Here is a 25,083-nt window from a genome sequence, read left to right as displayed (position 1 = left end):
CCATTTTGCGTTAAATAAAATTAAATTTTCATTAATCTTAGGTATTTTTATTAGTGGATTAATTATGACTTCGAATATTGGGCTTTACAAATTTGGAGGGAATATATAAATCTAAACCTAAGTTACCGCAATACTCTCTAAACATATTCAAAGAGTTGACCCCCGCTTTTTCGTAGATCATTCTTAATTTATTTTCTATTGTTCTGTGTGATAAGGAAAGTCTTTTCGCCACCATTTTAGCGGTCATCGGTTGTAATATAAAAAATATTATCTCAAGTTCTCTTTCATTAAACAGATCTGTTGGCGGAGTCAGTGTTAATACTGAGGGAGTACGGTGGTCTACATATTGTGAAAGAGAAATAAAATTTAATTTGCTGGCATTTGTTAATGTTCCTATACATTCACCAATCTTATTGTAAATGGGGAATCTAGGTAAATAGTAGGGTTCTAATATTCTATCCCGACCATAAAAATTGGTTGAAATAATCGCCACGCGCTTACCACTTTTCTCCGCCTTTCTATCATTTGCCTGATATTGCTCAGCAAATTCTGCCCAATCAGCGGGGCATTCATTATCTAATTTCCCTTCAATATCAAAGCCGACGGGTAAATTTAAGAAATCAAGACCCGCTTGATTAACATAGACATAGCGCGACTGGCAATCTCTTACAACCCAAGGTTCATGACTGTGTTCCATGATGGAAATCAGTGGGAGTGAATTCAAAGACTCTACAATTAAACTTTTTGAATTCACTGGGTTATTTGGTTTCTTTTCATCCATGATAAACTCTACCTCTCCAATTTTGTCATCCTAACAAAAAGCGAATTCGACGATTATTTGACGAGTGATTGTTCAGCGAGTGATGGTTCAACAAGTGATTGTCACTTTGTAAAACCTACCCCATAGAACCCGCGAGTTCAAGAATAAAGATTGCCGCCGATTTACCCATTGCCCTTTAATATCCTTATCTGATTGGTCTTATTACAGATTAACAGCTCAGATTATAATATTACTCAGGATCACCCGGCCACAGGTCAGACGAATGCAGATAATGCTCGTTATAATCATTATTCACCTCAAGTACATAACACCGTGTCCAGTGATAAAGAGTGGTGTGAATTACTCATGTGTCTAAATTTAGAATAGCTACCGCGTAACTTTCTGCATTATTTTCAATCTTCAATAACAAGGAAGATATTATGAATATGAGAAATTGGATGTCCCGTATTAGTGATACACAGCTATTAAGCCAACTTTCCATCCCCGGAACACATGATTCTGCTTCATTCCTTTCAAACGTATTTGGTGCTGAATTTACAAAAACACAATCATGGAATATAAGAGAACAACTTGATAATGGCGTCAGGTTTTTAGATGCCAGATGTCGCCTTATTAATGATGTATTCACCATGCACCACGGCGCGGTTTTTTTAAAGCAGCAGTTTGGTGACATCCTCAATAGCTGCATTGAGTTCCTCAAAAAAAATCCCACTGAATTCATTCTGTTATCCGTTAAACAGGAACACACAACTGAAAGTAGCACTAAAAGTTTTAACGAAATTATGCACGATAGCTATATTGAACCACATAATAAAATATTTTATTTGAAGAATAAGAACCCTAGCATTCGAGATATCAGAGGAAAGATAGTCCTACTTCGACGCTATTCCGGTAATAAAGTGGGCATTGATGTCTCTCACTGGAAAAATGACACGACGTTTAAAATTAAAAATGGTGATTTTAATATATACATCCAAGATCATTATGATGGTTACACCGCACTGAGTATCAATTTCAAAAGAAAGTTTGTCGAGAGTTTACTTAACGAGGCGAAAAAAAACCGCCCCAATGATATGTATATTAATTTCACCAGCGTATCCGGGATATTGACACCCTATGCCGGTGCCAAAGGTCATCATTTAATAGATGGAATGAACATTTGGTTTTGCAAACAATACAGAGAGAAGCAAAAGATGGGCATTATTGTGGCCGATTTTGTCGATATTGAGGATGGGGCGATTATTAAAACCGTGGTGAATTCAAATACTTTCCTATAAGTCATTATCCTGACCATCACTAAAAAAGACCAGTTCATAAATTAAAATACTAATATATACACTTATTGAATGATAAACTTGCACCATAGCAACACAGGTCCGTCATGCCCCTAACTGGATATGAGTCAAGAACAAATGCAAGAGAAACAAGTGGTTAGCCAAAAAGAACAATACGATTTGAACAAATTACAGAAACGCCTGCGCCGCAATGTAGGTCAGGCGATTGCTGATTTTAATATGATTGAAGAAGGTGACCGCGTGATGGTTTGCCTCTCTGGGGGCAAAGACAGCTACACCATGTTGGATATTTTGCAAAGTCTGCAAAAAAGTGCGCCGATTAACTTCACCCTGATCGCCGTTAATCTGGATCAAAAACAGCCGGGATTTCCTGAGGATATCCTGCCAGCTTATCTGGATAAGCAAGGTGTTGAATACAAGATTGTTGAAGAGAATACCTATGGGATTGTGAAAGATATTATCCCCGAAGGGAAAACCACTTGTTCACTTTGCTCGCGCCTGCGCCGTGGGATTTTATACCGCACCGCCACGGAGCTAGGGGCGACCAAAATCGCGCTAGGCCATCATCGTGATGATATTCTGCAAACACTGTTTCTGAATATGTTTTATGGTGGGAAACTGAAAGGCATGCCCCCAAAACTGATGAGTGACGATGGCAAACATGTGGTCATCCGCCCACTGGCTTACTGTCGCGAAAAAGATATTGAGCGTTTCGCTGTTGTCAGGGAGTACCCCATTATTCCTTGTAACTTATGCGGTTCACAGCCCAATCTGCAACGTCAGGTGATTAAAGATATGCTGCGCGACTGGGATAAACAGTATCCGGGGCGAATCGAAACCATGTATAGCGCGATGCAAAATGTCGTGCCGTCACACTTAAATGATCACACGTTATTTGATTTTAAAAGTATTACTCATAACAGTGAGATTGTGGACGGGGGAGATTTGGCCTTCGATCGTGAAGAACTGCCACTGCAACCCGTTGGCTGGCAACCAGAAGATGATGAGGATAGCGAAAAGCAACCGCTGATTCGTCTTGATGTGCTGGAAATCAAATAAACCACTTATACACATCGCCTCTCACCATCAGGGTTTAGAGGCGACACACCCTTTGTGCCCTACCCAGCTATCTCACTAAAAAAACACAAAAAAAATGCCGATGTTGAAACAACATCGGCATCGTAACAATTATGTGCTATGCAGTAATTCAAAATAAAAGTATTACAAATATGGAGCGCAACGCCCATCGCTTGACGTTGCATTCACCTGCGAAGTCATAATGCCTGAGTCATCACGGTCAAATCTTGATATCGCTCAATTTTGCAGTGATTAGCCCAATATCTGGCACACTCTTTTACCCCGTTAGATGTCATTCACTAGAGCCATTTACTGCGTTTTAACCACCACGCAACACCTAATATCAGCACCACCAACATCATACAAAATGCTGCAAAACCAAAAGAATAGGTATTCCCAGGAATCCCGCCGAGGTTGACACCGAACAGGCCAGTCAAAAAGGTGGTGGGTAAAAACACCATCGCCAACAGCGACATAGTATAGGTGCGCCGGTTCATGGCATCGGCCATTAGCGAGCTAATCTCATCAGACAACACTGCAGTGCGAGCAATGCTAGAGTCTAAATCCTCTAAGCCGCGCCCCAGACGTTCTGAGATTTCCTGCATGCGACGTCGGTCATCATCATTCATCCACGGTAAGCGCTCACTGGCCAGCCGGGCAAAAACATCGCGCTGCGGGGCCATATAACGGCGCAATACAATCAACTGCTTACGCAGCAATGCCATCTGCCCACGTTGTGGAATTTTTTGCTCCAGTAAATCATCTTCAAGATCGATAATTTTATCATGCAGATCTTCAATAAATTCATTGGTATGGTCGGTCAAACCATCGACTATTTCCACCAGCCAGTTACCACTATTTGTTGGGCCAGTACCACTTTGTAAATCATTCAATACATCATCAATAGAATACACTTTGCGGTGCCGGGTTGAGACAATCAACTTATCCGTCATATAAACTCGGATGGTAACTAACTGGTCAGGGCGGGCATCATTATTAAAATTTATACCTCGCAGCGTTATCATCGTGCCGTCACCCATGCGAGTCACCTTCGGACGCACACTTTCACCGGCAAGACCAGCCCGAACGACCTCGGGAAGTAATGGGGTATTTTGTAGCCAGGCGGCACTTTCCGGGTGTGTGTAATCCAGATGCAGCCAACAAGGTTGCTCCGCGGTCGCGATGGCATCGGCACTGATTGATGTTACGCCCCCTTTGCCATCAAATTGATAAGCATAAACAGCATCAGAAACTTGAAGTGCTTTCCCTTCGACTAGATCCACGACAACATCCTCAATTTCAGTATTTATCATGCAATTGGCTCAGTGTAGCGCCCACAACCCAATCTTTAAAGGTGATGTAACAGGATAACTTGCTATTCCATTAAATAATCAGACCGTTATCTTTTAACCATCAATAGCAGTAATGCCAGATATATTCGCTGCAAATTTGAGCACCGCGAGACTTATATCTTTAGCCGTAGATTTAAGGACACATAATGATAAAAGCACAAGGTTCACTAAAGCTTTGGTGTACAATTTTTGCTAATTATCAACATGATATATTCAAGGGATATTGATTATGGAAACCAACCTTATGACGTTAATGAAAGCACTCATTGGTGGCGCAGGCGCGGGATTTGCATTTACCGGCGGCTTGTCGTTTTTAGTTCCCGCATTGACCGTGACAACTTCCCTGGCATTTACATTTTCAGCGATTGGAAGTGTATTAATTGCAGGTATTTATCTCAGCAGAGTTTGGTGAACCAAATTGGACTCACTGCCTACCCACTGGTACTCACCACAGACCACTGATGAGTTAACAAAATTTTACTGTATTATCTGTGTTTCTTATATGCTAGTGCATATTGCATGGGATTGTATTTCCAAAAAAACGCCGCCATTTTCATTGGAAAATCTACAATACAAACTTAATGAATTATATTCATCATCGACATTCGCCACGAGTATATTCTTTTTTGTGATAATTTTAGATATAAACAATCCTCTAAGAACATCAGATGCATTTATATTCCCATTAATAGTTGCATCACTGACTGGGTTTATGATCTCTATATCGGCTATTGTTCCTAAGCGGCGCAGTCATAAATAGCCACCTTACTTTAGATATTATCATCATGAAAATATAACCCGCCACGAGTGCTGGCGGATTATATTTTCTGTCAAAATTAACTATCGGACAACAGTCATTAATGTTTGATGATATAGATCATTTGGCTGTATGCCACATCTTCAGGGTTTGTAATCGGGTAACCTTTCACCCAAGGCTTAATTAAGCGCCCATTGGTAAATTGATATATAGGTGCTATTGGTACTTGCTCGGCAATAATCTGTTCAGCTTTGTTGTAATCATCACTTAGCGCTTTAGGATTAGTTTGTTTACCCGCTTCACTCAATAAACGGTCATAATCTGCGCTCGTAAACTTCGCGATATTCCCGCTGTGAGTGGACGTCAGTAATGACAAGAATGTTGAAGGCTCATTGTAGTCCCCAACCCATGATGCGCGGACAACATCAAAGTTACCGGTATTACGGCTATCAATATAGGTTTTCCACTCTTGGTTAATCATTTTGACATCCACACCTAATGTCTTTTTCCACATTGAAGCAATCGCAATGGCTAACTTTTGATTATTATCCGAGGTGTTATACAGCAATGATAATGTCAGTGGTTTATCCGGGCCATAACCCGCAGCATGTAACAGTGCTTTGGCTTGGGCATTCAGTTCTTCTTGATCTTGCTGTTGTAATAAGTTCGCCACTGGGTGATAGCCGGCTGTCACATCAGGGGTAAAGTGATAGGCTGGTTTTTCCCCTGTTCCCAATACTTTTTCAGCGATAATTTTGCGGTCTATTGCATAAGATAATGCTTTGCGCACCCGCACATCACTTGTTGGCGCACGCTGCGTGTTAAATGCGTAATAATAAGTTCCAAGCTGGTCTGGGGTATAAACTTGATCGGGAATATCTTTTAATAATTTCTGATACAAATTTTTGGGGAAGGACTCTGTAATATCAATATCACCAGCCTGATAGCGCTTGGTGGCATTGGCTTCCTGATTGATAGGAATAAAGGTCACTTTGGTTAGAACGGTATGAGCATGGTCCCAATAATAGTCATTAGGTACCAATACTAATTTCTCATTCACAACTCTATCTTGTAATTTGAATGCACCATTCCCCACCAGATTTCCAACTTTCGTCCAATCATTCCCATATTTTTGAACTACGGTTGATGGAACGGGGAATAAACTGAAGTTTGCTGTCAGACTGGGGAAATAAGGCACGGGCTTGCTAAGTTTAACTTTAAGGGTGTAATTATCAACAGCGCTAACCCCTAACGTTTCCGGCGGCATTTTCCCAGCGATAATTTGCTGCGCATTCTCCATTCCGGCCAGTTCTGCAAACCAGGCAAAAGGAGATAAACTTTTAGGGTCAACCAAACGACGCCAACTATAGACAAAATCCTGCGCGGTGACCGGATCACCATTCGACCATTTAGCATCTTTGCGCAACGTGAAAATATAGGTTTGGTTATCTGCCGTTTTCCAATTTGTTGCAACACCAGGAATTATCTGACCATGCGCATCCTGATTAACCAATCCTTCAAACAAATCCCGCGCGACCTGGGCCTCGATTAACCCAACGGCTTTCATCGGATCGAGTGAGGCCGGCTCATCTTTAATATGACGTACAAGTTCTTGTTTTTCAGCCAATACGGTACCCGCAGGGACATCAGCAGCATTTGCCGCGCCCAGCGCTGTGCCAACTAATGCGGCACACAATGCATAACGGAAATAGCGCATAATTAATAACCTTTTCGTTGTCGTTCCATTTCAGCGAAAGTAGTAACAAATTAGAATAAATATAAACTAGCAGATCAAGGGCCATAATGACGATGGTAAAATAAAAATACTGTATTCAATGGCCTACAAAGTGCGGCAGATCAATCAAAAACCGAATGCAACGCTCGCCGTTGATTAAATCGCCATTTTACCTATTACAAAATAACTTATCTTATTGATTCAAAGTAATAATGTTAAATGCTATGTTGAATACAATACGCACATATTCGAAATAACAGAGAATATCATGAGCCAATATAACCCCCGCTCCGCACGGGGAAAGCTGGTCACTTTAGGGCAACAATACGGAACTTCCCTCTTGGGCGCGCCACTGCTTTATTTCCCGGCAGCTAACCCCTCAACAAAGACTGGGCTAATTATCGCCGGAACTCATGGCGATGAAAGTGCGGCCATTGTTGCCCTCTCCTGCGCGTTACGGACTATCACCCCGCAGCAGCAGCGCCACCATGTGATATTGGCCGTGAATCCCGATGGCTGCCAACTGGGGCTACGGGCTAATGCCAGTGGTGTAGATCTTAATCGTAATTTCCCGGCGAAAAATTGGCAGGCGGGTGAAACGGTGTATCGTTGGAACAGTGCTGCGAATGCGCGAGATGTCGTGCTGTCCACCGGGGAATATGCAGGTTCTGAACCCGAAACCCAAGCGCTGTGTACATTGATTACACAGCTGTCTCCGCAGTGGGTAGTTTCCTTGCACGAGCCCTTGGCCTGCATTGAAGACCCGGGCAGCTCCGCGCTGGGTGAACGGCTGGCCGCCAATTTTTCATTACCTCTGGTCACCAGTGTCGGTTATGCCACGCCCGGGTCCTTCGGCAGTTGGTGTGCAGACATCCACTTACCCTGTATCACTGCGGAATTACCTCCCATTTCCGCCGATGCAGCCAGTGAATGTTATCTGGCTGCCATGATTGACTTACTGACCTTGGTAGATTAAGCCAATAAATCAATAGCGCCGGTTGAGAAATGCAACCCATCATCCACATCGTGTTGTAACCACGTTGGGCCATCCAGGTCAACAAAACGAGCCCCTGGGGCCAGTGGTAATGCGGCACGTATCGCACGCGATGTGCACAACATACAGCCGAGCATAATGGCAAATCCAAGTGATTTTGCCTGTTCGGCCAACAGCAATGCTTCTGTTAACCCACCGCTTTTATCCAATTTAATGTTGACCATGTCATAGCGACCAACCAACCCCGCCAAATCAGCGCGCGTATGGCAACTTTCATCGGCACAGATAGGCAATGGGTGAATAAAATTCCGCAATGAATCATCCTGCCCTGCTGGCAGAGGTTGCTCTAGCATCGCCACACCTAAATCGGCCAGTAATTGGCAACGCGCAGCCAACCCCTCAGGTTGCCAAGACTCATTGGCATCCACAATCAATGTCACTTCGGGTGCAGCGCTACGGATTGCCACCAAGCGCTCGGCAATAAGATGGTCATCCAGTTTTATTTTCAATAATTTGGCACCAAGATGCGCCAATGCACTTGCACTGTGCGCCATCGCCTCTGGCGTGCCGATGCTAACTGTCTGAGCCATGGAAATATTAGGAACTGGCGTCGTATGAGTCAGTTGCCATAAACTTTGCTGATTCTGTAGACATTCCAATTGCCATAACGCGCAATCCACTGCATTCCTCGCGGCTCCCGCGGGTAAAAGCTGTTGTAGTGCCGCACGCGAAGCGCCCTGTTCTATGGCACTGGTCACCAATGCCAACTGTGCCATCACAGAAGATTCACTTTCACCATAATGCGGATATGGGGTACATTCCCCAACAGCATGGATACCCGCCTCCTCAATCTCGACAACCACAACTTTTGCTTCAGTACGGCTTCCGCGGGAAATAACAAATGCGGAATGTAGAGGCCAGGCCTCTGGATAGCAACGCAGGGTTCTCATTAATCGCTCCTCAGAAAATTCGGGCTTTGACAGTCAGTATTAGAACCTAACGTCAGCAAAATCTGAATGATTTAGCAAATTTCTCATATCCAAGCTGCCATTGTTACCTTAAACTGAACTTCGTGTTACACATCTGTAAAGGGATCAAATAATGACACAGACAGTCCATTTCCAAGGCAATCCAGTGACCGTTGCAGGTCAACTGCCGCAACCAGGCGATAAAGCTAAAGATTTTACTTTGGTCGCGAAAGATTTATCTGATGTTGCGCTGAGCAGCTTTGTCGGTAAACGCAAAGTTCTGAATATCTTCCCAAGTATTGATACCGGTGTTTGTGCCGCTTCTGTACGCAAATTCAATCAATTGGCTGGCGAACTTGAGAACACAGTTGTTCTTTGTATCTCCTCTGACCTGCCATTTGCCCAATCACGTTTTTGTGGTGCTGAAGGCCTGAGCAACGTCACGACACTCTCGACTTTACGTGGTGCTGATTTCAAACAAGCCTACGGTGTGGCGATTACTGAAGGCCCATTGGCGGGTTTGACCGCTCGCGCCGTAGTGGTTCTGGATGGTCAGGACAATGTTATCTACAGTGAGCTGGTTAACGAAATCACAACCGAACCTGACTATGATGCCGCACTGGCAGCACTGAAATAACACTCTGTTCCGGTTTCAATGAAGCAAAATTTTAATACAAACGGCTGGAACCATTGGGTGCAGCCGTTTTTTGCAATAATCTCTTTATCTTACGTCTTATTCTTCTTCGGTTTCATCACTGGCAGGGCGTTTACTGCTTAAGCCATATTCACGCAATTTATTGGCAATTGCGGTGTGAGAAACACCCAGCCGTTTGGCCAGTTTCCGCGTACTTGGATAGTTGCGATAAAGGCGAGTCAAAACAGAACGTTCGAAACGTTTGCTGATATCGTCAAGCGAACCATCAAGGACTTCATCCCCCAGAACCGCCTCAACTTCAAATTCCGGTAAGACGATATCTTGTGGCCGTAACTCTGCCCCTTCCAATTGTGTCAAAGCGCGATAAATAGCATTTTTCAGTTGGCGCACATTGCCCGGCCAACCGTAATTTGTGAGGAAACTGCTCAGCTCAGGTGCCAACTTCGGCCGAGGAACACCCTGTTCGTCAGAGAAACGCGCAACAAAAAGAGCTGTCAGTGGCATGATATCCGCCTGGCGCTCACGTAATGGCGGCAAAGTGATTGTCAGCACATTGAGGCGGTAATATAAATCCTCGCGGAATTCGCCGCGTTGGACTAATTCCACCAAATTCTTTTGGGTGGCACAAATAACCCGCACGTCAACATGTACCTCATGTTCTTCCCCTACGCGGCGGAAAGTCCCGTCATTAAGAAAACGCAGCAGTTTGATTTGCATACGAGGCGACATTTCGCCAATTTCATCTAACAGTACCGAGCCGCCATTTGCTTGCTCAAAGAAGCCTTTTTTGCCCTCTACCGCATTCGGGTAAGCCCCTGCTGCATAACCAAATAACTCACTTTCCACGACATCGTCGGGAAGAGAAGCACAATTAAGACCGAGGAAAGGCATTTTCCCGCGCGGGCTGCGCAGGTGACAAGCTCGTGCTAAGAGGTCTTTACCGGTTCCGGTATCACCGACCAACAGTAAAGGCGCATCTAACATTGCTAATTTACGTGCCTGTTCAAGCACTTGGCGCATTTTAACACTGGTGGCAACAATCTGTTTAAATTCGGTATCATCGTTTACCGACAAGACTTGCAGTTGTTTCCCCATACGTGCGGTAGATTTTAACATGACGACAGCCCCAACAGTCTGCTGCTGCTGGTTTTCGTCCTCTAGCTGAATCGGAGTGATCTCCATCAGGTAATCCTGATTATTGATCAATACCCGCTCGGTATGAGGCGCGGTCTCTCCCCCATCAAACCAACGGGTAAAATTGTATCCGCCCAATAAGCTCCCCGCTGTTTTGTGATGAATTTTCTCCTCATTAAGGGAAAACAACTCACGGGCTGCGGGGTTAGCTAACTCAAGATTGCCCTTTAAATCGATAGAGAATACCGGCTCAGGCATAGATTCAAGCAACGCCCTTAGTGCACGATGTTCCCGCTCCGAGGGCATAAAGGAGACGGTCCGAACATCTGTCACTCCATCAATGCGCCGGATATCCATCATTAATGCGCTAAATACACTGAAATCCAGTTGTAAAAAATTCAGATAGATACGGCCAGTCGGATCAATTTCGATCCCCCGTAAATCAATGCCGCGTAAAACCAAGAGATCAAGTAACTCTCTGGTGAGACCGATTCGGTCTTCGCAAAAAACTTCCAAGCGCATCAGTATCGACCTTATATATGGCAGGTGCGGAATATCTGTCTATGATAATACCCTGTCCCCTCTTACTGATGAAGCAGTCTGTCAGCAAAAGTTGACAGGAATCGGATTTTTACTGATTTTTCTACCCTATTTAGCGCATTAAGATAAGATCATCAGCGCCTTTCCTTCCCATATGTAGCGAGTTATTAGTTTTTATATAAATAATTTAGAATAATATAATGCCGGATAGCGTCAGATATTCACGTCAAGAGTCCGTGACACTTTGCTTTATATCGGCCAACTGGCTATAGTGAAGGTAGCCATTTGACCGAGGAGGTTACATGAGAACATTTCACCCCACCCCAGTAAGCAAAACAGGGGCGCTATGGCGAGAAATCGGCTTGCCCGCCAGCCGCGGTACGGTATTGGTTGATAGCATCAAAATGGGTTTTTCTGTTGATGTCATTGACAGTATCCATCTATGGGCGTCAATCCCTAAAGCTGAAATCTTGCGAGCGACCGGTATTCCCAGCCGCAGTTTGACACGCCGGCGCACTCATGACGGCCGTTTCACCCCTGAAGAAAGTGAGCGAATTGCGCGCTTCGTCCGGGTAATGGACGCGGCAGTTGAGCTGTTTGGCGGCGATAAGGGGAAAGCTATCACCTGGATGTCGACCCCGATTAAGGGCCTTGGTCACCGGAGCCCAGACTCCCTGCTGGAGACTGAAACCGGTGCATTGGAAGTCTGCGATTTAATTGGGCGTTTGGAGCACGGTGTGTTTTCATAACAGTGAACCACGGGATTCGGGTGTATGGAAGAATATATTAGAGGGATCAGCAGGTTATGAGAATAAACCCGTTTGGGCGGCACTTATGATGCTCTACCGCATCGTGATGCGCCGTTATCTTGCATCAACCTGGACCGGTTATGGCGCTGAAATCTATGGTGGCCGCTGGAATCATAAGGGGCACGCCGCCATCTACTTAGCCAGCAGTGTGTCGTTGGCGATGTTAGAGACATTGGTGCATATTCAGGACAGCTCAACACTGAGTGAGTTTGAGTTATTTCAGATTGAAATTGAAGACAGTCATATCTTGCTGCTTCAGCCGCAGGATTGGCCAGCAGACTGGCGCAATGACCCGGCACCTGCGACCACAATGGATATCGGCACCGAATGGCTGGAGTCAGAATCATCACTTGGATTACTGGTTCCATCCACTCTGGTGCCATCAGAAAATAATCTACTGCTTAATCCTCGACATAAAGATTTTCAAACCAGCTTAAACAGTGTCAAACCACTCTCTTTTGCCTTTGATTCTCGGCTGAAATCGTCCTCATGACTGAGGCAATTTATCTTTCTTTGGCAAGGTATTCTTCAACTGGCTAATCAACTGCCGACGAAAATCGCCCAATTTAGGTTTGTCATCACCTAACCACGGCAATGGCCTGCACAATTCCATTGCTTTGATACCCAATCGGGCAGTCAACAATCCCGCCCCAATACCTTGAGCAGCTCGGGCTGACAAACGCGCAGCTAAATCCTGCGACAGCCAATCCATACCCACTTCTCGCACCAATTCAGACGCGCCAGCAAAGGCAATATTAAGCAACACCAAACGGAACAAACGGAGGCGGCTGAAATATCCCAACTCAATGCCATATAAAGCAGCAATACGATTGATCAGACGAATATTCCGCCAGGCGATAAATGCCATATCCACCAGCGCCAGTGGGCTGACAGCAATCATCAATGCTGACTCAGCGGCATAGCGGCTAATTTCGGCCCGCGCCAGATTATCCAGTGAAGGCTGTACCAATTTAGCATACAGTTCAACGACTTCACGGTCATTATGGGTTTCATGCAGGGAAGCTTGCCAGCGCTGGAGTGCTGGATGACCTTGATCCAACCCAGCCTGGCGCGCCAGTTTTTCACAAAATGCACGCCCTTGCCCGATACCGTGACTCACCAGAAGCTCTCGTGCAATATCTCGCTCTTCGGCCCGTTGACGTAGGCGATACAAGCGCCGCCACTCTGTCACGACCGAACCGACCCCCGCCAGCACAATCAATCCCCCCGCGGTGGTGGCCCCCAAAGCAATCCAATCCTGCTGTTGCCAGGCCTGATTGACCCATTGCACTGACTGAGCAATCACGCTGACACCAAATAATGCCACCCCCGCAGTCACCATTTTGCGCCACAGACTGCGTTTGGGTTTCAATGCAGCATTAACCAATCCTTCCACCCGCCCTTCTTCATTTTCGGCGTCCAGTTCTGGGGCGGCAGGATAGAAATTCTCAGCGGCCTGCTCGTCAAAAGCCTGCGCAGCTTTTAATACTGGCTCATCCAAGGGTTGCAAAGGCTGTTCAAAATCGATCCGTGGTTTTAAAGGCTCGCTCATCGCAATTTATCTCCCAATAAGAATTCCATTACGGCGTCAAGGCGAATATGGGGCAAGGGACTGTCAACATGCACAGCTTGCGGGCGAAATTCGTCAAAATGAAACCCTTGCTGCTGCCAGAACAGTGGGCCGGGTAAACGCGCCGGAACCTCGCCGGGAAAGACAGTCAGTGGCATACCATCGGCCAGCCGATTACCGCGTAGTGCTGGGATTTTTTGCCCCTGATGGTCGACAATTCCACTTTCCGTCGCCTGTACCGAGGCCAGCCCGACGCAATCCATACTGATTCCTTCGAATGCCGCATTTTGCCAGGCTTCCTGCACTAATTGTTGCAGTAAGGAGACTAAGTTCGCGTGTTGGTCCGCCGTCACATGATCAGCTTTGGTTGCCGCAAACATCAGCTTATCAATACATGGTGAGAATAAGCGGCGGAATAAAGTGCGCTTCCCGTAATGGAAACTCTGCATAAGTTGTGTCAGCGCCAAACGCATATCATTGAATGCCTGCGGCCCACTGTTCAGGGGTTGCAAGCAGTCCACCAGCACGATTTGCCGATCAAAACGAACAAAATGCTCTTTGTAAAAACCTTTAACCACCGAGTTGCAGTAATAGTTAAAGCGGGCGCGCAACATCCCCAAATTAGAATGTTTATCGGCCTGCGCCAACCGCGACTCACCCAGGTCACTGACATCCGGCCATGGGAAAAACTGCAATGCAGGTGCGCCAGCCATATCACCGGGCAACACAAATCGCCCCGGCTGAATGAAATGCAGCCCTTCATTTTTACAACGAATCAGATATTCGGTATAGGCCTGAGCAATTGCCGCCAGCTGATTTTCATCAGCGGGCGCTAACGGATCACATTGCTGACACAGTGTTAGCCAAGGCTTTGCCCACTCAGCGCGATCCCCTTGTAACAAGCCCGCCATTTGCCGCGACCAACTTAAATAATCTTGTTCCAGCATCGGCAAATCCAGCAACCATTCACCCGGATAATCGACAATTTCCAGATACAGAGTTGATGTTTCTTTAAAATGGCGCAACAGAGAATCACTGGAACGAAAACGCAGCGCTAAACGGATTTCACTCACACCTCGGGTCGGTGTTGGCCAATTTGGCGGTGTGCCATATAAAGAAGCCAAACCTTCGTCGTAGGTAAAGCGTTGAATACCCAAATCACGCTGTGGTACTCGTTTAACACCGAGTAGCCGCTCTTCGCGCACAGCAGAAAACAGCGGCAAACGAGCACCGCTGTGAACATGAAGTAATTGATTCACCAGAGAAGTAATAAAAGCGGTTTTCCCGCTACGGCTCAGGCCGGTGACGGCCAACCGCAGATGCCTATCCATCCCGCGATTGACCAGTGATGTAATCTCATTTTGCAGTCGTTTCATGCTTCTCCTTAGCAAATTGACCCGCCGCTACCCCCATTGCTCGTTTTAGCATCGGTTCCAACATCATAAGCAGCAACCAGCGCAGGGGTTTACGGCTGACATTTTTGACAATAAAGCCCGCCGCACCTGCCGGGCCATAGGTCAATGCCACACTAAAAACAATCTTAACCAGTGTGGTAAAGACTACACCTGCACGGGTTCGGGCGAAATTACTGTTCATCTTTTTGCTCTCCGGCAGGTTTTATCATTAATAGGTCACATTACAACTGACGAAAACGGCTCTGCACGCCAAAGGTTTCGGACGTAACATAGCGCTCAACTTGGCGCAGACGTTGCTCTCCGGCTCCCAACTCATATTCTAACTGATCAAGGAGTTGGCGTGGGGTCGCTTCATGATGTTCGCTGAAACGGGACGCCGGTGCCGGCTCAAGCATAAAAGTCAGTACGATATAAGCTGCGATGGTGAAAACAAACAGGCCAAAGAATAATGACAACACCACCATCACGCGAATCAATCGTACCGGAATATCAAAATAGTGCGCTAATCCAGCACAAACCCCTTTGATCATGCCCTCTTCTGGCACCCGGTACAGTTTTTTGCTGCTCAGCGCATTATTCTTAAAAAAATCGCCCATTATGACTGCCTCCAGTTTGGATGCTCGGCATCAAGAATTTCTTCCAAAGCCTGAATACGCTCACGCATCCGGCGGGCATCGTCAGTTAACTGCGATAGACGTTGCATATCCTGATGACTGAGTTGAGCACCGCTTTGTTGGCGATTGCTGTAATGTAGCCATAACCAAATCGGCGCGACAAATAGCACAAAAATTGTCAGCGGTATGGCAAGAAACAGGATACTCATTCGTTCCCCTTAATAATATGTTCGCGGCTATCCGCATTTTAGTCATGACAGGCCGCCTTTATCCTGACGGCCGGGCGAAGTCTCTTACTGAAATTTAAGTCATGACTTATTCAGCTGATTTCATTTTTGCTTTCAGAGCAGCGAGTTGGTTACTGATTTCATCATCGGCCTTCAATTCGGCAAACTGGCTTTCCAGCGACTTTTGTTTGCCAACACCCACAGTTTCAGCTTCAGCTTCAGCTTCCATATGATCAATACGGCGTTCAAATTGTTCAAAACGGGCCATCGCCTCATCCAACTTGCCACTGTCTAGCTGACGGCGAACATCACGAGATGATGCGGCAGCTTGATGACGCAGTGTCAGAGCCTGCTGTCTGGCACGAGTTTCGGTCAGTTTACTTTCCAACTCGGTGATTTCGTGCTTCATGCGATTGAGCGTTTCTTCAACCGTCTCCACTTCACGAGTTAGCGTATCAATTAATGACGCCACTTTTTGTTTTTCAATCAGTGCCGCGCGCGCCAAATCTTCTTTATCTTTGCGTAAAGCCAGTTCAGCTTTATCTTGCCACTCTTGCTGCTGGCTTTCACAATGGTCAATGCGGCGCAGCAGTTGTTTTTTCTCAGCCAGTGCGCGAGCCGAGGTTGAGCGGATCTCAACAAGTGTATCTTCCATTTCCTGAATCATCAGCCGTACCAACTTCTGTGGATCCTCAGCTTTATCCAGCAATGTATTGATGTTGGCATTCACGATATCGGCAAAACGAGAAAAAATACCCATAATTTACATCCTCTTTAACTGATTGGCGTTTGGTTGCGCCGATTCACATAATTTCAATAGTGATATATCAAAAGTCGTGCCAATTTTTCATAAAACTTAATACACTGAAAAATAACAAAAAATATTTTTTGACTGTTTTAGGATAAAAGGTAAAGTGATTACTTTAACCAACTATTGGCGAATTTCATCATGAGTGAGCAACTAGAAAATCTGTTAGGTGAAGCAAACTCTTTTGTTGAGGTACTGGAACAAGTTTCCGGGTTGGCAAAGCTGAATAAGCCGGTATTGGTCATCGGTGAACGCGGAACCGGTAAAGAATTGATAGCCCATCGCCTGCATTATTTATCAAATCGTTGGCAAGGGCCGTTTATTTCGCTCAATTGTGCCGCGCTTAATGAAAACCTACTTGATTCAGAGTTGTTCGGGCATGAGGCCGGCGCGTTTACTGGCGCGCAGAAGCGACATCTTGGCCGTTTTGAGCGCGCAGATGGTGGCACATTATTTTTAGATGAGCTGGCGACCGCCCCCATGCTGGTGCAGGAAAAATTATTACGGGTGATTGAATATGGTCATCTGGAGCGTGTTGGCGGGAGCCAACCCTTGCAAGTGGATGTTCGTTTAGTGTGTGCGACTAATGATAATTTGCCCGCACTTGCGGCCGCAGGGAAATTCCGTGCTGATTTACTCGACCGGCTGGCATTTGATGTTGTGCAACTGCCGCCTTTACGCGAGCGCCAACAAGATATCATGTTGCTGGCTGAGTATTTTGCTATTCAGATGTGCCGGGAATTAGGTTTGCCACTGTTCCCCGGCTTTACCCCGCAAGCCAAACAACAATTACTGGAATATCGCTGGCCGGGCAATGTTCGTGAACTGAAAAATGTGGTCGAGCGTTCAGTATATCGCCATGCCGACAGTAGCGAAGCACTGGATAACATTATTATCAACCCGTTCACTCGTCGGCTGAACACAGCAGAAAATGAAAATACCGAAAGCAATAAAACAAAGAGTGAGGCTGGCGAATTACCTACCCTGCCCCTCAATCTGAAACATTGGTTACATAATAGCGAAAATCAGTTGCTCAAACAGGCCTTGGAGCAAGCTCGTTTTAATCAACGAAAGGCCGCTAGTCTGTTAGGATTAACTTACCATCAATTACGGGGCATGCTAAAAAAGCATGCAATTCTGACCAGTGAAGATGGGCAACCATAACTATATTTTCGATTTTTAGTTATCGTTTGTTAATATGCGATAACTAAAAATTAATTCACGCCTTCTAACCCACGTAAATGTTTATCTTTTACGCAAACATTAACAGCCAAGTTAATCAAATAAGCCGTCTGGGCAAAGTGCGGTAAGTTTATTGATAAATTGCTGTCCGTCCTGTCTTCCGCCGTAGCGGAATACCATTCATCATCTATTTTTATATTAATATTATTTACTGAGATATGCCCTGGCTGGCGCATAATACTCGTATTGAAACTTTTGATTAAACGATCATAAAGCATAGTGCCATGAACGGAATCACATTGTGATTGTAAACTGCCCGTGATATATGCAAATCCTTTCCCATGGAATGCGGTAATAACAACAATAAAACCCAAAATGAATAACTTCATACGATAACCTCTAGGGATTTATATTACTGATTGACGTGTTTTTATATTAATAAAATATTGGCCAATAAGAACCCTTGATGACCCAGATGCTGCTCGTGAATACCCGTATTGGAATAGGTGAAATCTAAACGGCCAAAACAAGCATTAATCATTGGATTAACACCCAGTCGCAGCATCCAGGTACGCGGTATTTGCATTGTGGATTTCCCTGAAAAAACAACTGGGTAAGGTCGATTATTGGCGTGAGAACGCGTTTGCACAAATCCTGGGTTTGACAAGTATGCATCTGAGCGCATCACACCACCATCAATATGGTATGCCATTCCAACAGCCACTTGTTCTGCCCCAATCCTGCGATGAGCCATCCACTCAGACAAATAAGGGAGACGATATATCATACGAAAACCACTCCTGTTTTTAAAACTATTGTTACCCTGTAATAAAAATATTAATGTATCCTCTGCGCTATACATATTCTCAGCTGCCCTAATTTGATAAATATAAATTTTTGCATTTTGGCTTCCTTGCTTAGCCAAATTTTTTAATACCCGTTCAGCATAATCATATGCAAAGCTTCTATTGGCAGTTGTCGCAATAAAAGCACTCCCTTCCATTTTCCGTGACTTGCGACAACTTTCCCCGCTGAGATGATCAGCAACATTATGATTATTCCCAGCAGCAACAAACCCATGATTAAAAACATCATGGTGATCACGAGCATCAACACGCCAAACAATATCAGGGGGTTTAGCTTCGCACTCGTAACTTAATAAAATACTGATCAAATATAATAAGATAGCTTTGATTAATATCATCACCTGCCTCTCATGAGCAATATTAATGCTTAATTTAAGCCAACAGGAACATAAGTATCCCAGACAAAATATATCTAAAAAAAGGGATTACACATACAACAAAACGCCTTAATACATGCATAAAAACGATAAATATGGAAAGCATAGCTAAGGAAAGAACATCATCTGATGCTCATGTTTTTATAAGTGAGTTAGTCGCAGGCAAAAAAAAAGCCAGCACCCGAGCTGGCTTAAAAAACACTGGAAGCAATGTGAGCAATGTCGTGCTTTTCTAACAAAAACCTGAAAATTTAGGCTTTGTCCCGAAGAGCAAATTAATGATAATGGTTATCAATAGCACTTGCAAACACTTTGTTGAGAATTTTTCTCATTCCCGCACTAATTCTGATGGAATTATATGCAGCGAAGGGAAGATATTGATCTTCTTTGCCAGCATCCGCGCCGTGAATTCCCGGCGAATAAACAATAATTTGCTGTTTATTACCCTCTATTGCTGCAACAAACAGCAGACAGAGCAGTTGTTTTGCTCAATGGATTGGGAGGCGTGCCAGATTACGGTACACTAAGAGCATTGCTTACTTACTGCGAAAGCGTTTATGCGTGCGTTACTCATTTGGATGCTGTCGCTGGCTTGCCTTGCGACCTCAGCGCTGGCGCAAACTGCCCCGGCCGCCGACCCCACTCAACCGCTGCCGGATATCCGCCAGCGCGGTTTTGTCTATTGTGTCAGTGGAATACTCAATACTTTCAATCCGCAGATGGCCAGCAGTGGATTGACTATCGATACCCTGGCGGCTCAGCTCTACGACCGCTTGCTGGATGTCGACCCTTATACTTATCGGCTAATCCCTGAATTAGCGGAAAGTTGGCAGGTGCTGGATAACGGCGCGACCTACCGTTTTCATTTACGCAAAGATGTCCCTTTCCAGACCACCGATTGGTTTACGCCGACGCGGAAGATGAATGCCGATGACGTTGTATTCAGTTTTCAGCGGGTATTTGATTCACAGCACCCTTATCATGACGTCAACGGCGGCGAATATCCTTATTTTGACAGCCTACAATTTGCCGATGCGGTACAAAGTGTCAAAAAACTCGATGACTATACCGTTGAATTTAAACTGAAAGCCCCCGACGCATCATTTCTTTGGCATCTGGCAACCCATTATGCGCCAGTCCTTTCTGCTGAATATGCCGATGTATTAACTCAAAAGGGTCGACAGGAACAAATCGATCGCGAGCCTGTGGGCACTGGCCCATTCTTGCTAAACGAATATCGGTCTGGTCAATATATTCGGTTATTCCGTAACAGTGATTATTGGAAAGGTTTGCCGCGTATGCCTCAGGTCGTCATTGATTTGGGTGCGGGTGGCACAGGGCGTTTATCCAAGTTATTGACCGGTGAATGTGATGTATTGGCTTATCCCGCCGCAAGCCAGTTATCTATTTTGCGTGATGACCCGCGCCTGCGGCTGACACTGCGCCCGGGGATGAATGTGGCCTATTTGGCGTTCAATACCCGCAAACCCCCACTGAATGACCAACGCGTGCGGCAAGCCATTGCTTTATCTATTAATAACCAACGGTTGATGCAATCAATCTATTACGGTACGGCTGAAACTGCGGCGTCAATTTTACCTCGGGCATCATGGGCTTATGATAATCAAGCTCAAGTCACTGAATATAATCCTGAAAAAGCCAAGGCAATCCTCAAAGAGCTGGGGATAACTAAACTGCAACTCAACTTATGGGTGCCAACGGCGTCACAATCCTATAACCCCAGCCCATTAAAGACGGCCGAGTTGATACAGGCGGATTTAGCACAAGTGGGAATTACGGTGAATATCGTGCCGGTCGAAGGCCGCTTCCAAGAAGCTCGCCTTATGGAGATGAACCACGACTTAACACTGTCTGGCTGGTCAACAGACAGTAATGATCCGGACAGTTTCTTCCGCCCGCTCTTAAGCTGTGCGGCAATTCGTTCGCAAACAAACTATGCTCACTGGTGTGACCCAGAATTTGATGAACTGCTGCAAAAAGCCTTACGCTCCCAGCAATTATCGGCACGTATTGAATATTATCAACAGGCCCAGCGGATTCTGGAGCAACAACTGCCGCTGTTACCTTTGGCGTCATCCCTAAGGTTGCAGGCATATCGTTATGATATTAAAGGTTTAGTTTTAAGCCCGTTTGGTAATTCTTCTTTTGCTGGCGTGTTTCGCGAAAGTCCTAGTGATGAGGGCAAAAAACCATGATCATCTTCACCTTACGGCGCTTATTACTTCTGGTAATAACCCTGTTTATGTTGTCATTGGTCAGTTTTAGCCTGAGCTATTTCACCCCTCACGGCCCGTTGAGCGGCGCATCCCTGCTCGATGCCTACCGTTTCTATTTCAGTAGTTTGCTCCAGTGGGATTTTGGCGTTTCCAGCATTAATGGTCAGCCTATCAGTGAGCAATTGCGCGAAGCATTCCCCGCCACTATGGAACTCTGTGTGTTGGCCTTTACCGTGGCTCTATTTGTCGGTATTCCGCTGGGGATTATTGCGGGTGTGATGCGCGGCAAATTTGCCGATATCGCCATCAGTTCAATTGCACTTATCGGCTTCTCAATCCCAGTATTGTGGCTGGCGCTGCTATTAATGTTGTTCTTTTCATTGCATTTGGGCTGGCTGCCGGTCTCAGGGCGTTTTGATCTGTTATATCAGGTCAAACCCGTCACCGGACTGGCTTTGGTTGATGCATGGCTGTCACCATCACCCTATCGCAAAGAGATGATGATCAGTGCGATTCAGCACATGATTTTACCCATCACCGCGCTGGCTGTGGCCCCCACCACGGAAGTTATCCGCCTGATGCGCACCAGTACCGACGATGTTATTGGGCAAAACTATATTAAGGCCGCGGCAACCCGAGGTTTATCCCGATTTACCATTATTCGCCGCCATGTTCTGCACAATGCTTTGCCCCCCATCATTCCAAAATTGGGGTTGCAATTCTCAACGATGTTGACGCTGGCGATGATAACCGAAGTGGTCTTTAACTGGCCGGGGCTAGGCCGTTGGTTAATCAACGCAATTCGTCAGCAAGATTATGCCGCTATCTCAGCGGGCGTGATGGTGGTCGGTTCGTTGGTTATCGTCATTAACGTACTGTCGGATATTTTGGGCGCGATGATGACGCCGTTAAAGCATAAGGAATGGTATGCCATTCGATAATGTCTACCGCGAGAAGAAAATGCCCAGCCCGCTGCTGTATACCTGGCGGCTTTTCTATGCTGATGGCCTGGCGATGGTGGGGTTTTACGGTGTTCTGGGGTTATTAGTGCTGTGTGTGCTGGGCAGCACATTGGCCCCTTATGCCCTCGACCAACAGTTTTTGGGCTATCAATTGTTACCGCCCTCTTGGTCGCGTTACGGCAATGTTTCTTTCTTTCTGGGCACGGATGACTTAGGGCGCGATATTTTAAGCCGCTTATTGGCTGGCACCGCATCCACTTATGGTTCGGCGTTACTGGTCACCGTGGCAGCCGCGCTGTGTGGCGTCGTTTTAGGGGTCTTTGCCGGTATCACTCATGGTTTTCGTTCAGCCATTCTTAATCATGTGCTGGATACATTACTCTCAATCCCATCACTGTTGCTGGCCATCATTGTCGTGGCCTTTGTCGGCCCCAGTTTAGAACACGCCATGTTCGCCGTCTGGCTGGCGCTTTTACCTCGCATGGTGCGCACCATTTATAGCGCCGTGCATGATGAGTTAGATAAAGAATATGTGATTGCCGCCCGTCTGGATGGGGCGTCCACTCCGCATATTTTGGCCTATGCTATTTTCCCCAATATTGCGGCGGTGTTGGTCACTGAGTTCACTCGCGCGCTTTCAATGGCTATTTTGGATATTGCTGCATTGGGCTTTCTTGATTTGGGCGCACAACTGCCCTCACCAGAATGGGGCGCAATGCTCGGAGATTCACTGGATTTAGTGTATGTCGCGCCGTGGACCGTGATGCTGCCCGGCGGCGCAATTTTGGTCAGTGTGTTGTCAGTTAACCTGTTAGGTGATGGTATGCGCCGGGCTATTAATGCGGGGGTGGAATAATGCCGTTACTTGATATTCGTAATCTCACCATTGAATTTATGACTGCTGAGGGGATGGTCAAAGCGGTTGACCGCATCAGTATTACCCTGACAGAAGGCGAAGTTCGTGGGTTGGTGGGTGAGTCCGGCTCTGGTAAGAGTTTGATTGCCAAAGCAATCTGCGGAGTCAGTAAAGACAATTGGCGTATTACTGCTGACCGTTTTCGTTTTAATGATATTGACCTATTACAATTAACTCCGCGCGAGCGGCGTAAGGTGATCGGCCATAATATTTCGATGATTTTTCAAGAGCCGCAATCCTGTCTGGACCCATCAGAGAGCATTGGCCAGCAACTGATGCAAGCCATCCCCGGATGGACTTATAAAGGCCGCTGGTGGCAGCGATTTCATTGGCGGAAACGTCGGGCTATTGAGTTGCTGCATCGGGTGGGAATTAAAGACCATAAAGACATTATGCGCAGCTACCCCTATGAACTGACCGAAGGCGAATGCCAAAAAGTCATGATTGCTATCGCGCTGGCAAATCAGCCCCGGTTATTGATTGCCGATGAACCAACCAACGCCATGGAGCCCACCACTCAAGCACAAATTTTCCGCTTGCTGGCACGGCTTAATCAGAATAACAACACCACTATTTTGCTCATCAGCCATGATTTGCAGATGATGAGTAAGTGGGCCAACCGGATTAATGTGCTGTATTGCGGCCAAACCGTCGAAAGTGCGGTTTGTGAAGATCTGCTGGCCTCGCCACACCACCCATATACTCAGGCGCTGATCCGGGCGATGCCCGACTTTGGCCGCTCGTTACCGCATAAAAGTCGGCTGAATGCATTGCCGGGGGCGATTCCGTCACTGGAACACTTGCCCATTGGCTGCCGTCTCGGCCCTCGCTGCCCCTATGCACAGAAAACCTGTATTGAAACACCGCGCTTGCGATTGGTGAAAAATCATGCCTTTGCCTGCCACTTCCCCTTAAATCTGGAGGAGCAATAATGGCCGAGACACTGCTCGAAGTCCGTAATCTGAGCAAAACCTTCCGCTATCGCACCGGCTTGTTTCGTCGTCAACATGTGGAGGCGGTTAAGTCGGTCAGCTTCACCTTACGGGAGGGGCAAACGCTGGCGGTTATTGGTGAGAATGGCTCGGGTAAATCCACGTTGGCCAAAATGTTGTCGGGCATGATTGAACCGACTGACGGCGAATTGCTCATTGATGACCATCGCCTGGTCTATGGTGATTATGCTTATCGCAGCCAACGCATTCGGATGATTTTCCAGGACCCCAGCACGTCGCTCAACCCGCGTCAGCGTATTGGTCAACTGTTAGATGCGCCGCTAAAGCTGAACACCGATTTAGATGCCGCCGCGCGTGAACAGCGGATCTACCAGACTTTACGGCAAGTGGGGTTATTGCCCGACCACGCGAATTATTATCCTCATATGTTGGCCTCCGGCCAGAAGCAGCGTATTGCGCTGGCAAGGGCGTTAATCCTGCAACCCAAAGTCATTGTTGCCGATGAAGCTTTGGCGTCGCTGGATATGTCCATGCGCTCACAGATTATCAATCTGATGCTGGAATTACAGGAAAAACACGGCATATCCTATATTTATGTCACCCAACATTTAGGAATGATGAAGCATATCAGTGACCAAGTGATTGTGATGCACCAAGGTGAAGTTGTGGAGCGCGGCAGTACCGCAGAAGTCCTCGCGTCGCCATTGCATGATCTGACCAAGCGATTGATTTCCAGCCATTTTGGTGAGGCATTAACCGCAGATGCCTGGCGTCGGGATAGTGCTAACTTCTAACCAATTCACTTGATGAATGAAGTTCGGTGATTATATCCTCGGTTAAATTTGCAGCCACATTAGGC

26 protein-coding genes are annotated in these 25,083 nt (G+C 46.2%); 13 read left to right on the top strand and 13 right to left on the bottom strand.

Annotation, left to right across the window (positions count from 1 at the left end; genetic code table 11):
- Window positions 1-58 precede the first annotated feature (58 nt).
- Window positions 59-781, bottom strand: coding sequence for a helix-turn-helix transcriptional regulator (locus F0T03_RS10405; RefSeq protein ID WP_159678210.1), 723 nt, complete (start codon window positions 779-781; stop codon window positions 59-61).
- 419 nt (window positions 782-1,200) lie between these two features.
- Here F0T03_RS10405 and F0T03_RS10400 point away from each other — a divergent pair, with 419 nt between their 5' ends.
- Window positions 1,201-2,058: a phosphatidylinositol-specific phospholipase C gene (locus F0T03_RS10400; RefSeq protein WP_159678208.1), complete on the top strand. Its 858-nt coding sequence runs from the start codon at window positions 1,201-1,203 to the stop codon at window positions 2,056-2,058.
- Window positions 2,059-2,193: 135 nt separating this feature from the next.
- Window positions 2,194-3,135, top strand: a complete 942-nt coding sequence (gene ttcA, locus F0T03_RS10395; protein WP_159680811.1) for a tRNA 2-thiocytidine(32) synthetase TtcA — start codon at window positions 2,194-2,196, stop codon at window positions 3,133-3,135.
- Window positions 3,136-3,452: 317 nt separating this feature from the next.
- Here the strand turns inward: ttcA and zntB are convergent, their stop codons facing one another.
- Window positions 3,453-4,436: a zinc transporter ZntB gene (gene zntB / locus F0T03_RS10390; RefSeq protein ID WP_145556645.1), complete on the bottom strand. Its 984-nt coding sequence runs from the start codon at window positions 4,434-4,436 to the stop codon at window positions 3,453-3,455.
- 298 nt (window positions 4,437-4,734) lie between these two features.
- On the opposite strand from zntB, the gene F0T03_RS10385 reads away from it, so the two are divergent.
- Entirely contained in the window at window positions 4,735-4,917 is a 183-nt protein-coding gene (locus tag F0T03_RS10385) for a hypothetical protein (protein WP_145556646.1), read from the top strand.
- Window positions 4,918-5,362: 445 nt separating this feature from the next.
- Here F0T03_RS10385 and F0T03_RS10380 read toward each other — a convergent pair whose 3' ends face one another.
- Window positions 5,363-6,979 (bottom strand): peptide ABC transporter substrate-binding protein, encoded by a 1,617-nt coding sequence (locus F0T03_RS10380; protein ID WP_145556647.1) that lies wholly within the window; start codon window positions 6,977-6,979, stop codon window positions 5,363-5,365.
- Window positions 6,980-7,265: 286 nt separating this feature from the next.
- On the opposite strand from F0T03_RS10380, the gene mpaA reads away from it, so the two are divergent.
- Window positions 7,266-7,973, top strand: coding sequence for a murein tripeptide amidase MpaA (gene mpaA, locus F0T03_RS10375; RefSeq protein ID WP_145556648.1), 708 nt, complete (start codon window positions 7,266-7,268; stop codon window positions 7,971-7,973).
- Here mpaA and ycjG read toward each other — a convergent pair.
- On the bottom strand, window positions 7,970-8,941 hold the full coding sequence (ycjG, locus tag F0T03_RS10370) for an L-Ala-D/L-Glu epimerase (protein WP_145556649.1): 972 nt from the start codon (window positions 8,939-8,941) through the stop codon (window positions 7,970-7,972). The two genes, mpaA and ycjG, sit on opposite strands and share 4 nt — an antisense overlap.
- A gap of 151 nt (window positions 8,942-9,092) precedes the next feature.
- Between ycjG and tpx the strand changes: the two genes are divergently transcribed.
- On the top strand, window positions 9,093-9,596 hold the full coding sequence (tpx, locus tag F0T03_RS10365) for a thiol peroxidase (protein ID WP_145556650.1): 504 nt from the start codon (window positions 9,093-9,095) through the stop codon (window positions 9,594-9,596).
- 96 nt (window positions 9,597-9,692) lie between these two features.
- Here the strand turns inward: tpx and tyrR are convergent, their stop codons facing one another.
- Window positions 9,693-11,270, bottom strand: coding sequence for a transcriptional regulator TyrR (gene tyrR / locus F0T03_RS10360; protein ID WP_159678206.1), 1,578 nt, complete (start codon window positions 11,268-11,270; stop codon window positions 9,693-9,695).
- 320 nt (window positions 11,271-11,590) lie between these two features.
- Here tyrR and xre point away from each other — a divergent pair, with 320 nt between their 5' ends.
- Both xre and F0T03_RS10350 read left to right on the top strand, forming a co-directional pair.
- Window positions 11,591-12,037: a type II toxin-antitoxin system antitoxin Xre gene (gene xre / locus F0T03_RS10355; protein ID WP_145556652.1), complete on the top strand. Its 447-nt coding sequence runs from the start codon at window positions 11,591-11,593 to the stop codon at window positions 12,035-12,037.
- 85 nt (window positions 12,038-12,122) lie between these two features.
- The gene (locus F0T03_RS10350; RefSeq protein ID WP_145556653.1) at window positions 12,123-12,590 is read left to right on the top strand and encodes an RES family NAD+ phosphorylase; all 468 of its coding nucleotides are present in this window, start codon (window positions 12,123-12,125) and stop codon (window positions 12,588-12,590) included.
- On the opposite strand, the gene F0T03_RS10345 is transcribed toward F0T03_RS10350, so the two are convergent.
- The 6 genes from F0T03_RS10345 to pspA form a co-directional block, all read right to left on the bottom strand.
- Window positions 12,585-13,649: a YcjF family protein gene (locus tag F0T03_RS10345; RefSeq protein WP_159678204.1), complete on the bottom strand. Its 1,065-nt coding sequence runs from the start codon at window positions 13,647-13,649 to the stop codon at window positions 12,585-12,587. The genes F0T03_RS10350 and F0T03_RS10345 overlap by 6 nt on opposite strands.
- Window positions 13,646-15,043 carry a YcjX family GTP-binding protein gene (locus F0T03_RS10340; protein ID WP_145556655.1) on the bottom strand — a complete coding sequence of 466 codons (1,398 nt, stop codon included), beginning with the start codon at window positions 15,041-15,043 and terminating at the stop codon, window positions 13,646-13,648. The genes F0T03_RS10345 and F0T03_RS10340 overlap by 4 nt, the downstream gene beginning before the upstream one ends.
- On the bottom strand, window positions 15,024-15,263 hold the full coding sequence (gene pspD / locus F0T03_RS10335) for a phage shock protein PspD (protein ID WP_159678202.1): 240 nt from the start codon (window positions 15,261-15,263) through the stop codon (window positions 15,024-15,026). The genes F0T03_RS10340 and pspD overlap by 20 nt, the downstream gene beginning before the upstream one ends.
- Before the next feature lie 40 nt (window positions 15,264-15,303).
- Window positions 15,304-15,678: an envelope stress response membrane protein PspC gene (gene pspC, locus F0T03_RS10330; protein WP_145556657.1), complete on the bottom strand. Its 375-nt coding sequence runs from the start codon at window positions 15,676-15,678 to the stop codon at window positions 15,304-15,306.
- Entirely contained in the window at window positions 15,678-15,905 is a 228-nt protein-coding gene (gene pspB, locus F0T03_RS10325; RefSeq protein ID WP_005161022.1) for an envelope stress response membrane protein PspB, read from the bottom strand. Before pspB ends, pspC begins: the two co-directional genes overlap by 1 nt.
- Window positions 15,906-16,011: 106 nt before the next feature.
- Entirely contained in the window at window positions 16,012-16,683 is a 672-nt protein-coding gene (gene pspA, locus F0T03_RS10320; RefSeq protein WP_159678200.1) for a phage shock protein PspA, read from the bottom strand.
- 189 nt (window positions 16,684-16,872) lie between these two features.
- Between pspA and pspF the strand changes: the two genes are divergently transcribed.
- Window positions 16,873-17,895, top strand: a complete 1,023-nt coding sequence (gene pspF / locus F0T03_RS10315) for a phage shock protein operon transcriptional activator (protein WP_159678198.1) — start codon at window positions 16,873-16,875, stop codon at window positions 17,893-17,895.
- A gap of 50 nt (window positions 17,896-17,945) precedes the next feature.
- On the opposite strand, the gene ytxB is transcribed toward pspF, so the two are convergent.
- A complete protein-coding gene (gene ytxB / locus F0T03_RS10310) occupies window positions 17,946-18,302 on the bottom strand; it encodes a putative AB5 enterotoxin binding subunit YtxB (RefSeq protein ID WP_159678196.1) in 357 nt (118 codons plus the stop codon).
- A 41-nt stretch (window positions 18,303-18,343) separates the two neighbouring features.
- Window positions 18,344-19,117, bottom strand: coding sequence for a putative AB5 enterotoxin ADP-ribosylating subunit YtxA (ytxA, locus tag F0T03_RS10305; protein ID WP_159678194.1), 774 nt, complete (start codon window positions 19,115-19,117; stop codon window positions 18,344-18,346).
- A gap of 596 nt (window positions 19,118-19,713) precedes the next feature.
- Here ytxA and sapA point away from each other — a divergent pair.
- Genes sapA through sapF form a run of 5 tightly spaced genes read left to right on the top strand, consistent with a single transcriptional unit; the run spans window position 19,714 to window position 25,018 of the window.
- Window positions 19,714-21,372 carry an ABC transporter substrate-binding protein SapA gene (gene sapA / locus F0T03_RS10300; RefSeq protein WP_159678192.1) on the top strand — a complete coding sequence of 553 codons (1,659 nt, stop codon included), beginning with the start codon at window positions 19,714-19,716 and terminating at the stop codon, window positions 21,370-21,372.
- Window positions 21,369-22,334, top strand: a complete 966-nt coding sequence (gene sapB / locus F0T03_RS10295) for a putrescine export ABC transporter permease SapB (protein WP_145556663.1) — start codon at window positions 21,369-21,371, stop codon at window positions 22,332-22,334. The genes sapA and sapB overlap by 4 nt, the downstream gene beginning before the upstream one ends.
- Window positions 22,321-23,211: a putrescine export ABC transporter permease SapC gene (sapC, locus tag F0T03_RS10290; RefSeq protein ID WP_145556664.1), complete on the top strand. Its 891-nt coding sequence runs from the start codon at window positions 22,321-22,323 to the stop codon at window positions 23,209-23,211. Before sapB ends, sapC begins: the two co-directional genes overlap by 14 nt.
- A complete protein-coding gene (gene sapD / locus F0T03_RS10285) occupies window positions 23,211-24,203 on the top strand; it encodes a putrescine export ABC transporter ATP-binding protein SapD (protein ID WP_145556665.1) in 993 nt (330 codons plus the stop codon). The genes sapC and sapD overlap by 1 nt, the downstream gene beginning before the upstream one ends.
- Window positions 24,203-25,018, top strand: coding sequence for a putrescine export ABC transporter ATP-binding protein SapF (gene sapF / locus F0T03_RS10280; protein WP_145556666.1), 816 nt, complete (start codon window positions 24,203-24,205; stop codon window positions 25,016-25,018). Before sapD ends, sapF begins: the two co-directional genes overlap by 1 nt.
- Window positions 25,019-25,083: the final 65 nt, after the last annotated feature.

The organism is Yersinia canariae (genome assembly GCF_009831415.1).
Lineage (GTDB): Bacteria > Pseudomonadota > Gammaproteobacteria > Enterobacterales > Enterobacteriaceae > Yersinia > Yersinia canariae.
This window is presented reverse-complemented; position numbering and strand designations above follow the sequence as displayed.

Coding starts and splice junctions, on each gene's coding strand:
- F0T03_RS10405 (WP_159678210.1), bottom strand. CDS start 781: ATGGATGAAAAGAAACCAAATAACCCAGTGAATTCAAAAAGTTTAATT.
- F0T03_RS10400 (WP_159678208.1), top strand. CDS start 1,201: ATGAATATGAGAAATTGGATGTCCCGTATTAGTGATACACAGCTATTA.
- ttcA (WP_159680811.1), top strand. CDS start 2,194: ATGCAAGAGAAACAAGTGGTTAGCCAAAAAGAACAATACGATTTGAAC.
- F0T03_RS10385 (WP_145556646.1), top strand. CDS start 4,735: ATGGAAACCAACCTTATGACGTTAATGAAAGCACTCATTGGTGGCGCA.
- F0T03_RS10380 (WP_145556647.1), bottom strand. CDS start 6,979: ATGCGCTATTTCCGTTATGCATTGTGTGCCGCATTAGTTGGCACAGCG.
- mpaA (WP_145556648.1), top strand. CDS start 7,266: ATGAGCCAATATAACCCCCGCTCCGCACGGGGAAAGCTGGTCACTTTA.
- ycjG (WP_145556649.1), bottom strand. CDS start 8,941: ATGAGAACCCTGCGTTGCTATCCAGAGGCCTGGCCTCTACATTCCGCA.
- tpx (WP_145556650.1), top strand. CDS start 9,093: ATGACACAGACAGTCCATTTCCAAGGCAATCCAGTGACCGTTGCAGGT.
- tyrR (WP_159678206.1), bottom strand. CDS start 11,270: ATGCGCTTGGAAGTTTTTTGCGAAGACCGAATCGGTCTCACCAGAGAG.
- xre (WP_145556652.1), top strand. CDS start 11,591: ATGAGAACATTTCACCCCACCCCAGTAAGCAAAACAGGGGCGCTATGG.
- F0T03_RS10350 (WP_145556653.1), top strand. CDS start 12,123: ATGATGCTCTACCGCATCGTGATGCGCCGTTATCTTGCATCAACCTGG.
- F0T03_RS10345 (WP_159678204.1), bottom strand. CDS start 13,649: ATGAGCGAGCCTTTAAAACCACGGATCGATTTTGAACAGCCTTTGCAA.
- F0T03_RS10340 (WP_145556655.1), bottom strand. CDS start 15,043: ATGAAACGACTGCAAAATGAGATTACATCACTGGTCAATCGCGGGATG.
- pspD (WP_159678202.1), bottom strand. CDS start 15,263: ATGAACAGTAATTTCGCCCGAACCCGTGCAGGTGTAGTCTTTACCACA.
- pspC (WP_145556657.1), bottom strand. CDS start 15,678: ATGGGCGATTTTTTTAAGAATAATGCGCTGAGCAGCAAAAAACTGTAC.
- pspB (WP_005161022.1), bottom strand. CDS start 15,905: ATGAGTATCCTGTTTCTTGCCATACCGCTGACAATTTTTGTGCTATTT.
- pspA (WP_159678200.1), bottom strand. CDS start 16,683: ATGGGTATTTTTTCTCGTTTTGCCGATATCGTGAATGCCAACATCAAT.
- pspF (WP_159678198.1), top strand. CDS start 16,873: ATGAGTGAGCAACTAGAAAATCTGTTAGGTGAAGCAAACTCTTTTGTT.
- ytxB (WP_159678196.1), bottom strand. CDS start 18,302: ATGAAGTTATTCATTTTGGGTTTTATTGTTGTTATTACCGCATTCCAT.
- ytxA (WP_159678194.1), bottom strand. CDS start 19,117: ATGATATTAATCAAAGCTATCTTATTATATTTGATCAGTATTTTATTA.
- sapA (WP_159678192.1), top strand. CDS start 19,714: ATGCGTGCGTTACTCATTTGGATGCTGTCGCTGGCTTGCCTTGCGACC.
- sapB (WP_145556663.1), top strand. CDS start 21,369: ATGATCATCTTCACCTTACGGCGCTTATTACTTCTGGTAATAACCCTG.
- sapC (WP_145556664.1), top strand. CDS start 22,321: ATGCCATTCGATAATGTCTACCGCGAGAAGAAAATGCCCAGCCCGCTG.
- sapD (WP_145556665.1), top strand. CDS start 23,211: ATGCCGTTACTTGATATTCGTAATCTCACCATTGAATTTATGACTGCT.
- sapF (WP_145556666.1), top strand. CDS start 24,203: ATGGCCGAGACACTGCTCGAAGTCCGTAATCTGAGCAAAACCTTCCGC.